Annotated in this window: 5 protein-coding genes and 1 pseudogene; 3 read left to right on the forward strand and 3 right to left on the reverse strand. The window is 41.0% G+C overall.

The features are described 5' to 3' along the window. Positions 1-37 precede the first annotated feature (37 nt). From VB732_RS00175 to VB732_RS00185, 3 genes and pseudogenes are all read right to left on the reverse strand, one after another. Positions 38-1,765 (reverse strand): SDR family NAD(P)-dependent oxidoreductase, encoded by a 1,728-nt coding sequence (locus VB732_RS00175; RefSeq protein ID WP_323228790.1) that lies wholly within the window; start codon positions 1,763-1,765, stop codon positions 38-40. Positions 1,766-2,050: 285 nt separating this feature from the next. Then, on the reverse strand, positions 2,051-7,465 hold the full coding sequence (locus VB732_RS00180; RefSeq protein WP_323228792.1) for a polyketide synthase: 5,415 nt from the start codon (positions 7,463-7,465) through the stop codon (positions 2,051-2,053). Positions 7,466-7,688: 223 nt separating this feature from the next. Beyond that, positions 7,689-7,968: pseudogene (locus tag VB732_RS00185) on the reverse strand (hypothetical protein). 1,426 nt (positions 7,969-9,394) lie between these two features. Between VB732_RS00185 and VB732_RS00190 the strand changes: the two are divergent. From VB732_RS00190 to VB732_RS00200, 3 genes are all read left to right on the forward strand, one after another. Further along, a complete protein-coding gene (locus VB732_RS00190) occupies positions 9,395-10,603 on the forward strand; it encodes an ABC exporter membrane fusion protein (protein WP_323228793.1) in 1,209 nt (402 codons plus the stop codon). A 68-nt stretch (positions 10,604-10,671) separates the two neighbouring features. Then, positions 10,672-11,850 carry an ABC transporter permease DevC gene (gene devC, locus VB732_RS00195; protein WP_323228794.1) on the forward strand — a complete coding sequence of 393 codons (1,179 nt, stop codon included), beginning with the start codon at positions 10,672-10,674 and terminating at the stop codon, positions 11,848-11,850. A gap of 169 nt (positions 11,851-12,019) precedes the next feature. After that, on the forward strand, positions 12,020-13,024 hold the full coding sequence (locus VB732_RS00200; RefSeq protein WP_323228795.1) for an NAD(P)-dependent oxidoreductase: 1,005 nt from the start codon (positions 12,020-12,022) through the stop codon (positions 13,022-13,024). The last annotated feature ends 55 nt before the right edge of the window (positions 13,025-13,079 follow it).

Raw genomic sequence — 13,079 nt, forward strand, 5'->3', positions numbered from 1 at the left:
TAAAGTCCTTACTACAAACTTTGAATTTCACAGATTACTAGCTTCTGAGCATTTTCATTGACCAAATAATGGCATGAGCGCCGAGCATTCGTGAATATATTTTACCTTGGCGGTCGTGTATGATAAAGTTTGCGATCGCACTACTTGGTGTCTTAGCTAGTACTTCACAAGAAACGTAAAATGTTTCATTATGTGGTATCATCGCAAATTGTTCAAATTTTTCTACTTTTCCAGGTAAACAACCTTCTTCATGAAAGTGTTGTGTCCAAACCCATAAGGCGTGCATACTCAAGTCAGTGGTGTAAGGATTTACCCATTGGACTGGGAATTGTCCTTGTTGCTGTGCGCTGAGTTCTGGCCAAAGACATTCTGTAGTGATTTTTTCAGGACTGATGTTTAAAACTCTTTTAATTTCTTGAAAACCAGGGCCGTGAAATAATGTAGCCCCACCATTTTGGTAAAAATCTTTTCCTGTAGCGGTGATGATATTATCTTCTTCGAGATTGAGAGATTCATAAGTGGGTACATCTGGGATTTCTCGCTGGAGATTGAGTTGAGCGCTAAAATGAAACTGGATTCTGCCTTGTGGGTTTTTACTCGAAATTTTGGCTTTAAGTTCGATTCTTTCAAGGTTAACTTTAGAAATTTCTTCTATTTCTAAAAGATGTTCATTCGCTAATGTCTCATTGAAAGTAATTCCCTTCAAAACTTTGAAATCTTGGTAATTAAACAACCGATAACCGGGATATAATTGCTCACAAGCATTGATAATCCAGGTCATTGCACAAGTTGCTGGTAAAACTGGAGAACCAGCAATCGTATGATCGTGCAAAAATGGATTAGCCTCTAATGTCATTTGGCGACGAATACGATAAGTTCGTAGTTCTGAATCTAGTTCTGTAGCCATTGGAACTAGCGGACTACCAATAACAACTTGTGCGGTTGCGTGATTGGCGTTATCCATTTCTTTAACGAGCATTTGTGCCCCGACTGCAATGGGAATTATATCAATTTTCCGCTCTTGAAAAATCTTCTTTAATTCTGCTGTCACCATCCCACTATCCCAAGCGCCCCAGTTGATAGCCACTACATGACATGAGGGATAAGTTTGCTTAAATATATGGGCTGATTTGTTCAGAATTTCATTTGCGATCGCATAATCAGATTGTCCGGGATTTCCATAAAATCCTGTGACTGAAGAAAACAAAACTAAATGCTGAAGTTGATTAGGGTTAACGCAAGTTAGCAGGTTTTCTAAACCTTGAACTTTGGCGGTGTAAACCTTTTCAAAATCCTCTTCTGTTTTCTTTTCAATTAACTTATCAGCTAAGTTTCCAGCGCCGTGGATGATTCCGGTAATTGGGCCGAGATGTTGCACAGCAGTGGCAAGTTTTTCTTGCAAAGCTGGCGTATCTGTGACATCGACGCTGATATATTCTGCTTTAGCTCCGGTTTTTTCAATTGCTGCTAGAGTCTTTTTGATTTCCCGGCTGGAGGTTATTTTGTTATATATTTTTTGTACATTCATGGGTGTAGGCTTCTCTCCTTGGGAAAGAAGATTTTCCATGATGCATTTTTTCAATGCGGATTCATCAGAATTTTGAGCATAATCTGGCTCGGTTTCTAATAGTTCGGAGCGACCGAGGAGGATGAATTTGCAGGGTTGCTGTTGAGCTAATCTGATAGTACACTCAGCCGTAATCCCTTTTGCACCGCCGCTTACAACAAAGACAGATGATGGACTAAGCTGGGCTGTTTGTGTCATAAATCCTCTTGTATTAATTCGTAATTCGTAATTAAAAGATGCTCTAGAAAACTGGTTACAAGTTGTTTCCTATCTTCTTCTCTGTCTCCTCTGCGGTTCTGTAAAAAGTTTAGTAGAGCTTTGCCTCAGTTCGTAGCGAATCGACTCAAAACTTACTTTGCGTTCCTCTGCGCTTTACTCTGCGCCCCTTTGCGTTTAAAATCAAACCCTTAATTGTCCACGAATTGAGGAAACTACGTACAAGGGAAATTTCACGCAGAGGCACAGAGGCGCAGAGAGAAGAGATTAATCGGCAATAATGGTAACTCGTCCCTGTGAACCATACCCAACTTCACTTATATAAAGGTTGGGGTCGTGAAGTTCGGCGATGATGTTTTGTACTGATTGTTTAGCATCAAGTCTGGGGCTTAGGTCGATCGCACGAGTAAACACCTTTGGCCATTCCCATCTGAGAGTTTTGGTTAAGCCGAATAAACCAGCGCCGATCGCACCGAAGTTGACTTTGTACTCTAAACCGAAGGCTCCATCAAGGTGAGCTACTGTGCAGAAACAACTACGTCCATGCTTTGCGGCTTCGTTTAGAGAGGGTTTGAGGTGTTTCGCCATCAAAAATACGTGCTTGACGATCGCCTTTTCTGATTCGTTATAAGAAATACTCCCGGTGTGATTTCCTACAAACATCGGATGTAAGTGGATGAAGGCCCCAATCGTTCCGCAGTGAGATGCGATCGCTTGCAATTGTTGTTGAAGATGTTCTTCACTCAAGTTTGCTAAGGTGACGCGGGTTACTCCTGTGGGTAAGGGCGCTTGTTGAGCAATGAGCGATTGGGGGAAGCTGATAACTACTACTTTCCAGCCTTTCTCGATTAGGGATTCAGCTAATTTGTAAGTGGTGAGGGAACCATCATCGGTGATTAAACCGATGTGTCCCTCTGGTAACGTGAAATCCAAATAATCGGGCTGTGGTAAGCTTCTGAGTTTGACCGGATGGCGCTGGATAGTATGCTCTAGTTCCGGTGGTTGTTGGACAAACTCAGGCTCAGACTTTTTTTTTTCACCTCCAGCCAACTGCTGTAGGTAATCAACTATTTGACCGATGGTGCGGAGATCGCCGAGTTCTTCAATATTCGGTTTGGGTAAGTTGGGGTACGTTTCTTGCATCGCCCCTAAGATTTCTACCCGTTTAATCGAGTCAATCCCTAAATCGGCTTCCATGTCCATTTCCAGTTCCAGCATCTCTACTGGATAACCGGTTTTATCGCTGGTGATCGCTAACAGGGTTTCGCCTAAGTTTGCAAATTCATCACTTGTAGCGGGAGCAACTTCTGGTTCTGGGGTGAATGCGACAACTACGCTTGGTTCCGGTGCAACGGCTACCTCAACAACTGGTGCAGTCTCTACTGGAATCTCGGTTGCTGGTTGTACTTCAGGAATTGCAATTTCTACCGCAACACCTTTAGAAGCGTGGGATTGCAGATACTCTACAACTTGACCGATGGTGCGTTTTTCTGACAGTTCTTCTAAATTGGGCTTGGGTAGGTTGGGGTACATCTCTTGTAGCGCCCCTAAGATTTCCACCCGTTTGATAGAGTCAATCCCTAAATCAGCCTCCATGTCCATGTCCATTTCCAGCATTTCGACTGGGTAGCCGGTCTTGTCGCTGGTGATGGCTAAGAGGTTTTTATCCAAGTCAACAATATCGATAGTTGCGTTAGATACAGGTGCAGCAGTTGTGGGTGCTGGTTCTGGGGTGAATGCAACAACTTCCTCAGCTGGAGGTGAGCTAATTTTGACTACAACTTCAGGTTGGGGTTCTACTACTGGGACAGGTGGCGCGACTACAGGCTCTACTGTCTCGACAGTGGCGAAGTGAGGGGTGGGAAGTGGGGAATAGGAAGTTTCAACTACAGGCTCTACCACCTGGGGAGTGGGCGCGAGAGGTTCTTGGGTAACATTTAAGCCATTTTTAGCTACAGGCAAAGGCTGGCTTTCTACTATCTTGGTAGTAGCGGGTACGGGTGCATCACTAACAGTTGTTTCTGTTGTGAATGGAGTGAAATTGCTGAGTTTCTCTGTTAGTTGAGTTGCTCCATCACCAGAGATGATTTGAGAATATTCTTGCTGGATGAGTTGGAAAAAGCTCTTAGTATATTCCAACTGCTCTTGAAGATATTGCTCATGGATGCGTAGAGTTTCACCTTGTTGGGAATGAAACTGCATCATGCTGCGCTCTAGGCTTTCCATGACAACTAGCTTCATTTTGGCAGTTTCGGCTGTTGATTTACTTTCACTCAACAAGGAATTCTGCTGCTGCATCAGTTGGAAAAACGCTTTAGCGTATTCCATTTGATGGTTGAGATAAGTACCGTGAACTTGTAAATTCTCGGCTTGATTTTCCTGGAACTGTGTCAGGAGATATTCTAAACTTGCTAAAAGTTGTTCGTAATTTGTAAGTTTTTCTGGTGTTGGTTGCATCTTAGATTCCTGGACTGGTTGTGACAGGGTAACAGGATTCATCTGTTGCTCTGGCTGGGTGATGATACTAGCAGTCACACCGTTCATTACTGGGGTAAGTTTTTTATGTCCGTTAGTTTCTATCACTGCTACAGGTGGAGTTACACCTGGGCTGCTAAATAAAGGAGCCACAGTTTCAGAAGATTCAGGAGTGGGTAATGTGACTTTATGCCCATCCTGCAAAGCTAGAGCGAAGGCATTTTTCGTTTTTTCGGATCTGTAGTTGATGCCGTTTAGACGTACATTTAATGTCTTCTTCGTCTCAATTGGGGGGATAGTTTGGGGAAGTTGGTAAGGATCGAGGTTATTCAAAGCCAAACCAATTACCCGTAACTGCACAACTGCTTCTCGCAAAGAGCGATCGCTATTCTTTTGAACGCTAGGGTTCAGAGATACAGTAATATGAGGGCGATCGCCAAGAATCTCTTTCACTAAGTTGCTAAGAATTCTCCTCGGCCCAAATTCCACAAAGCAAGTACCACCCGCCGCATAGATATTTTCAATTTCCTGTTTAAACAGCACTGAGTTAGAAAGGTGCGTTTCCAGGATTTTTTGAATACCTTGGGCTTCCTTGGGATACTGCTTACTGGTAACGTTGCTGTAAACAGGGATTTTGGGACTTTGGAATTTGACAGACTTGGTTGCGATCGCAAAGGATTTTTGAGCAAAGGCGATTAGCGGTGTATGGAACGCTGCTGATACAGGTAGCAATACAGCTGTATATCCTTTCTCGTGTAAAATCTCTCTGACTTTTGCGATTTCTGCGGTCGGCCCAGCCAAGACAAATTGAGTCGGAGAATTTTGATTAGCGATCGCAACTTGCGGAAAATGTCTGATTACTGCTTCAACTTTGCTGATGTCTTCTTTGACAGCCAGCATACTTCCCGCATCATGATCCGGGTCTTCTGGAGCCGCCATTGCTTGACCCCTAGCTTTCACTAGAAACAAGTAATCTTCCGTACTCAAAACACCCGCAGCCCATAGCGCTGTTAGTTCACCAAAGCTATGCCCCGCCACAAAATCTGACTTAAATCCAGCTTGTTGCAGTATGCTGTACATCCCTGCACTCAACACCCCGATGGCTGGTTGAGCATATTCTGTGCGTTGCAAGGCAGCAATTTGGACATTTTTTTCTGCTTCCTCAAACACAGGATGAGGAAAAACAATTTCTGAAAGCGGCTGCAAATTATCTTTGAGCAACAGGCTATCCATATAACCATGAAGACGGCGCATCAAAGGGAAATTCATTACCAGTTCGCGTCCCATCTCCAAGTATTGCGAACCTTGTCCAGAAAACAGAGAGACAACTTTTCCACCCAACTCCATACCAGAAGCGCGATAATAAATCCCTTGGGGATGCTCCCAAGATGCTGCTGACCCTTTGAGTTTCAGCCAGTCAATGCTAGTTTGCAGAAACTTGCAAGCTTCTTCGAGATTTTCAGCGACAAACCCAAATCTGGGAGCAGAGAGGGGAATTTGTTGTGATTTGCACTCATTGACTAATTGTGAGTAGTGTCTGGGTGCATCTGGCGATCGCAACTTACCTAAAATCTCTTCCGATTTGCTCAACAATTGCTCTACTGTAGGAGCAAACAACAGCACTTCACTAGCATCACTGTGTAAGCGGTAAGCTGCGTTTTGGTCAGCTTCATATTCTTCCAAAACAACGTGATAGTTGGTTCCACCAAATCCAAAGGAACTTACACCCGCGCGTCTTGGTGCTTCCCCTTCTGGACGAATCCAAGGTCTGGTTTGGGTATTCAAATAAAAGGATGAATTTTTAATGTTGAGTTTGGGATTTGGCTCAGTAATGTTAATTGTCGGCGGTAATACTTTGTGATGTAAAGCCAAAGCTGTTTTAATCAAACTCGCCGCACCCGCAGCCGCTTTTGTGTGTCCGATTTGTGATTTCACACTACCCAAAGCGATGTGCTGCTTTTTGTCATCATGCACATCAAAGAAGTCTTTTAAAGAACCGAATTCTGTCGGATCTCCAGCCATTGTGCCAGTGCCATGTGCTTCCATCAAACCAACAGTAGCAGGAGAGAAGCCGGCATCTTCATAAGCACGTTCTAAGGCTTTGACTTGACCTTCTTTGCGCGGAGCATAAATACTCTTGTAACGCCCATCGCTGGAAGTACCAATACCTTTAATTACGGCATATATTTTATCGTTGTCCCGTTCAGCATCTTCTAACCGTTTGAGGACAATCATCCCGATACCTTCACCCAGCATCATCCCATCAGATTTAGCATCGAAAGGTTTGACATTTTCACTGGGAGTAACAGCCGGTGTTTTGCTGAAGGAAATGTAAGCCATGATGGTGTTATCGGTATCAACGCCACCAGTCAGCATCATGTCAGAACGATGCTCAACTAGTTCGCTGATTGCCATTTTCAAAGCACCAAAGGAACTAGCACAAGCGGCATCAACTACGCAGTTCAGTCCGCCAAAATTTAGGCGATTGGCAATTCTACCCGCGACTACGTTAGCTAACATTCCAGGGAAAGCATTCTCATCCCATTTCACGTAAGCGCTTTTGATTTTATCAACGATTTTTTTGGTATCTTCGTCAGATAAACCACTGCTTTTAAGAACTTTTTCCCAAATCGGATATTCCAACCTGGCAGAAAGCGGCATTCCTAATTGCTTGGCCATAGCCACGCCTAAGATTACACCAACAGTCTCGCGGCTAAACTCACGTTTTTCGCCATAACCTGCATCTTCCATCGCCTCTTTCGCAACCACTAAACTTAATAGTTGCGATACATCTGTGACTTCCAAAATGCTGGGTGGAATGCCGAATTCCATCGGGTTAAAATCTACCTCTGGAATAAACCCACCTCTTTTGCAGTAGGTTTTATCTTCAGTAGTTCTCGGATTCGGATCGTAATAATCTTCGACACTCCAGTGAGTGGAAGGAACATCAGTAATACAGTCAATTTTGTTTACTATATTTTGCCAGTATTCCCGTAAATTTCTGGCTTGAGGCAATAGAGAAGCCATCCCAACGATGGCGATAGGATTGTGTTGTAATTGTCTGTTAATTCTGTTGATTGACACTGATTTATCTGATTTATCTGACTTCATGCTTTTTTCCTCTATAGACCTCATCACAGCCTTTTCACAATTATTGATAAGGCTTTCTAACTCCGCTAAGGCAGTATCAATTGAATAAGCAGACATAGGGCATAGTTAGTACTGTGGATTGTGTAGTTACAGTAATTCTGTTGCCTACTAATTAATGGAAAACTCTGGTTTTGTAAGCAGTTAGCTATCTTAATTTTGCTAAATACTTATCTCCAAATCGACACCACACGATACATACTGCCGGGGTAAAGCCTTATGTTTACAGGCGACTTTGGCATACTGCGTAGGCGTAGCCCGTCGTAGACATCGCACAAAAATGTTATCCAACGCTAGACTCTTGATATTGTGGCAATAGGTCGATGACGTTGTTAAAACTGGTAAAATAGTCTTGGAGTGTAATAGCTGCTTGACCAGTTAATTTAATCCATTTGTAATGGTAAAGATTTTGAGTAATGGTATCCTACTGGAGTGATGGAAACTGAGGAGTAGCGAAGAGAACAGAAACGTTTTTTTCACCCGAAAGCTTTTGGTTATCTAGCCTAAACACAGCCAGCAAAATAACTGTTTTTAATGACAACGTTCTGTATCTCTAAAGTCATAGCCAATTTCAACGTTCGGGATAATGTATTTTATGCTATTTGAACCAGCAAAGTTGACAAGTTCGTTACACAAAAGACACCACCTTTAATCCGAGCTTATGCAAGTTGAGAAAGTCATCAAACGAGCAAACAGTGATAGAAAAGCAGTTATCTTTAGTTATTTTTAATTTCAAAATTTCAATTAAATAACTAGTTTGTACAACCACTTTAAGACATTGGATTAATAAAAATATTAACATGCTTTACAGAAACTAAATCATTTCTTTAAAGTTATTTTATAAAAAAACATCCACAATCACTGATGTTAATTTGAATAAAGTTAAGCAAAAAAGTATAATTTATGACTCTATAAATGTACGAGAGATTTTGTTATCTACGGGTTAGCCATAAGTTTGTGCTGAATTAAGTTAACAATGAAAATCTGTTGTCTAGTAAGTCACAATTGAATGAATACATAGATGAATTGAATAGCCATAAGTATGTTTTCTCAGAGAAACATCATAATTTAGTCAAAGTTCTTGGTCATTTTTAAACATAAGTCAAGTTAGAAAGCAAAGTGGTTATTTATAAAGCAAATATTAATTTTTAGTATGTTACTTGATAAACATAATCGTGATTGCATCAGTTAGGGCGAATAAAATAGAGCCTCCGGCACGCTGACGCGTTAAGCGAAGCTATGCCGTTGGCGAAGCCTCTCGTAGAGAAGGCTTTACGCGGCTACACAAACAAAGTCCGCCTCCGCGGACTAAGAACAATTGGGTATTTGAAACCCACGGAGGTGGGTTTTGCCTGTGTAGACGCGGTTTCTAACCGCCTTTTTAACTTCATGCATTTAATTAGTAGAATCAAAAGCAATAATAATGTCTTATAGTACACAACCTTGCTAATAATAATCTGTTAGTAATATCAAATCTGCTTAATAACTAACTATCTGTTGGTATTCAATTGCTAGAGAAGAGATTAGTGATAAGTAACTTTTGCAGCATCTAATCTTACTGTGATGAAATAATTTAGTTAAAGAATCAGGATTTATGCAAAGTTGTTTGGTTGACAATATTCAACTTTTACGTCATACTTAATGACAAGTTTATCCCAATTCTGAGTTCATTTTTATTAGCGCTTCATTGGTCTTGATAGTTAAGTTTTCTGGTTAGCGCTATTGTATTTTACGCTACTGGATTAGATGTCAAATTAGGATATAACTTAGGAAGCTTTGAAGTAACACATCATTAATTTTCACGCCAAAATAGTGAGCTTGGGCGGCAAAAGCGTACAAGAATTCATATAAAACCAATTTAGATTCATCCATTTTATTAAGGTAGGAACCCTAGAGGAAAAGCCCTCTTGGTAATTTGCGGATGAGTCTATATTTAATCGACTAAATATAACCAGGCTATCCCCTAGAAAACAGAATTGGAATGAAAATATGGCAGTAAATAAAGAAAGCCGATTATTCACAAAACCCGTGGGGCGATCGCAAGTAATTTTAGCTGCTTCTCTAACCTTAGCAGCCGGATTAATAGCTTTTTATAGTTTAGTGCCGTTTTGGTCTAAACCGAAAGTTGTTACACCAGCAGCAAATTCTCCCAAGCCTGTCGCTCCTGCGAAAGTTGCTGTAACCGCCTTGGGACGTTTAGAGCCAGAAGGTGAAGTTACTTCTTTAAATGCTCCCAATGCCAATAATGGGGTGCGAGTAGAAAGACTGTTGGTAAAAGAAGGAGATGCAGTTAAAGCTGGGCAAATACTGGCATATCTAGAAAATTATGGTCGTTCTAGAACAGCTTTACAACAAGCTTTAGACCAACTGCAAGTTGCGAAAGCGAAACTAGCGCAGGTTAAATCTGGAGCGAAAACCGGAGATATCGATGCTCAAAAAGCTGCGATCGCCCGTTTAGAGTCACAATATAAAGGGGATGTTGCTACTCAAGAGGCGACAATCGGCCGTATCCAGGCGGAAGTAGACAATGCCCAAGCTGAGAACGATCGCTATCAGCAATTATATAGACAAGGTGCGATCGCGGCTTCAATAGCAGATACTAAAGCTTTGCAACTAAAGACTACCCAACAGCAACTTACAGAAGCCCAAGCCACCCTCAAGCGGACTCAAGACACATTCCAAGAACAACTCAAGCAAGCACAAGCACAACTCACCAGTATTAGCGAAGTGCGTAGTGTAGATGTTCAGGTTGCACAAACCGAAGTCAACAGTGCGACAACTTCTGTTCAACAAGCAAAAGCCGACTTGGATTTAAGCTACATTAAATCTCCCATAGATGGCAAAATTTTAAAAATTCACGCCAAAACCGGAGAAGTAATCAGCACCAGCAAAGGATTTGCTGAAATCGGTAAAACATCTCAAATGTATGTGATTGCAGAGGTATATCAAACCGATGTTCAAAAAGTGCGTGTAGGACAAAAAGCTACAATTAACAGCACTGCATTTACTGGAACAATAAAAGGAACTGTAAAAGAGATTGGTTGGCAAGTTGACAGGCAAAGCATCTTCAGCATCAATCCTGGTTCAGATACAGACCGCCGAATAATTGAAGTAAAAATCTCTATCGACAATCCCGCAGATAGTGAGCGCGTAGCTCGTTTCACTAACTTACAAGTAGATGTCGCCATTCAGATTTAGTCATAGAGCATAGGTCATTCACAAATGACAAATGACCAATGACAAATGACAAATGAGAAAATAAATCCATGAATTTCAAAATTCCTTTAGGTTGGCTACAGCTAGCGCAGCAAAAAGTTCGTTTAATAGTAGCTGTAGCCGGGATTGGTTTTATTGTGCTGCTAATGTTTGTGCAACTTGGTTTCCAAGATGCTCTTTATTCCAGTGCAACCGCAGTGCATCAAAATCTCAAAGGAGATTTATTTTTAGTGAGTTCGCAATATAAATCTTTGACATCAAATCAAAGTTTTTCGCGGACTCGTTTATACCAATCTCTGGGGTTTAATGGCGTAGAGTCAGTCAGCCCCATGTATTTGCAATTTGCCAAACTAAAAAATCCGGCAACTAGTGAGAAATATTCAATATATGTTATTGGTTTCGATCCAGGTAGACCGGTAATGAATCTCCCAGAAGTGGAGAAAAATTTAGATAAACTCAAAATTCCTGATGTTGTGCTTTTTGATCGGGGTTCTCGCCCAGAGTTTGGCCCAATAGCTGAAAAATTTAATGCGGGAGAGACTGCACAGACAATTGAAATATTTCCCTACAGTTCATTAATTGGCTATAGAGTCAGAATTGGTGGATTATTTAGCTTAGGGCCTTCATTTGGGGTAGACGGAAATTTACTTGTTAGTGACTCCACTTTTTTAAGGATAAACCCCAATACTCGCCCGGCGGATATGATAGATATCGGTTTGATTTCACTCAAACCTGGTACTAATGTCGAAAACGTACTGAAAAATTTACAAGCAAATTTGCCTAATGATGTCCAAGTTTTCACCCGTCAAGGCTTCATTGACTTTGAAAAAGAATATTGGGCTGTTAGAACCCCCATTGGTTTTATTCTTAACTTGATGTTGACAATGGCTGCGGTTGTTGGTGTGGTTATTGTTTATCAAATTCTTTACAGCAATATTGCTACCCAATTTGTTGCTTACGCCACTTTGAAAGCCATCGGTTATGCCAATAGCTACTTACTGAATGTGGTCTTTCAACAAGCTTTAATTTTGGCAATCTTAGGTTATATCCCAGGATTTATTACTTCTGTATTGTTATACAGTTTCGCAGCAGAAGCCACTAAACTACCAATAGTTATGACCACTAATAATGCAGTGATTGTCTTAACTTCAACAGTTTTAATGTGTATAACATCAGGAGCGCTTGCTATTAACAAACTCCGCTCCGCAGATCCGGGAGATATTTTCTAGCTATTCCTAGCAGCAAAATAATCAAATTACTTGGCCCTGATACAGAATCATAACGAAGCATTGGGGCAGTTTCTCTACAGAAAAATTCTTCTTTATACCAATTTGGTATATATTTTCAGTCTTTTATCTAACAACTCAAATTCACCCATTTAACAATAATTTCGATTTTATGAACCTCAAAGACAAAACCCTGCTAATTACCGGGATTGATCAATTCGTCGGTTTACGTACAGCCGAGTTAGCTATAGCGCAAGGGATGAAGGTTCGTGGATTGCAAAGTTCTACAGAACAGAACAAGCAATTACAGAATTTAGGTGTTGAGATAATTATTGGTAGTATCACCGATTCTACTATTGCTCAAAAGGCTTGTCAGGGAGTAGATATCGTTTTACATACAGATCAACTTGCCGAAGAAGCTGGTGCAATTAAGAATTTTCGTGATGTCAATGTTGGCGGTACTGTCAACATGGCTAAAGCTGCTAAACATGCTGGTGTCAAAACATTTGTGCATCTTTCCAGTGTAATGGTTTACGGTTTCAACTATCCTAATGGTGTTACAGAATCCGGGCCACTTTCTGGTGCAAATAATCCTTATTGTGAAACGAAAATAGAAGCCGAAACAGCAGTTTTAGAACTGAATCATTCTCCAGATTTTGGCATAATCGTTATTCGAGCCGGAGATATTTATGGGCCAGGAAGTATACCCTGGATAGTCAGACCAATCTTGATGATGCGTCAAAAATTATTTGCCTGTGCCAACGATGCTAAAGGAGTAATCAATCACGTATATATAGATAACCTGATTGATGGCATCTTTCTAGCGATAGAAAAAGAAAGCTACGGTGAAATATTTAATATCACTGACGGACAAGAAACTTCTTGGAAAGAGTATTTTATGCGTTTAGCAGCAATGGAAGGTTTACAAGCACCCCTTTCATTATCGAAAGATGAAATCAAGTTGTTTCTAAAGCTACGTGTTCAAGGACAAAAACTTTTTCGGAAAAAAGTTGATATTTTACCAGAGTCTATAGATTTTATGACTCGTCCTTATGCTTGTTCTATTGTCAAAGCACAAAGCCTGTTAAATTATAAACCAACAGTTGACTTAGAAGAAGGAATGCAGCGAACACATGAATGGCTGCAAAAAACAGATATTCAAAACTTGATTAAATAGTCAACAGATTTTAAGAAGTCAGAATTCAGAATTCAGGAGTCAGAATGGGCTAAAC

Source organism: Nostoc sp. UHCC 0252 (assembly GCF_034931145.1).
Taxonomy (GTDB): domain Bacteria; phylum Cyanobacteriota; class Cyanobacteriia; order Cyanobacteriales; family Nostocaceae; genus Nostoc.

Excerpts from the sequence above, each read along its gene's own strand:
- VB732_RS00180 (WP_323228792.1), bottom strand. The coding sequence starts at position 7,465 with ATGTCTGCTTATTCAATTGATACTGCCTTAGCGGAGTTAGAAAGCCTT.
- VB732_RS00190 (WP_323228793.1), top strand. The coding sequence starts at position 9,395 with ATGGCAGTAAATAAAGAAAGCCGATTATTCACAAAACCCGTGGGGCGA.
- VB732_RS00200 (WP_323228795.1), top strand. The coding sequence starts at position 12,020 with ATGAACCTCAAAGACAAAACCCTGCTAATTACCGGGATTGATCAATTC.
- VB732_RS00175 (WP_323228790.1), bottom strand. The coding sequence starts at position 1,765 with ATGACACAAACAGCCCAGCTTAGTCCATCATCTGTCTTTGTTGTAAGC.
- devC (WP_323228794.1), top strand. The coding sequence starts at position 10,672 with ATGAATTTCAAAATTCCTTTAGGTTGGCTACAGCTAGCGCAGCAAAAA.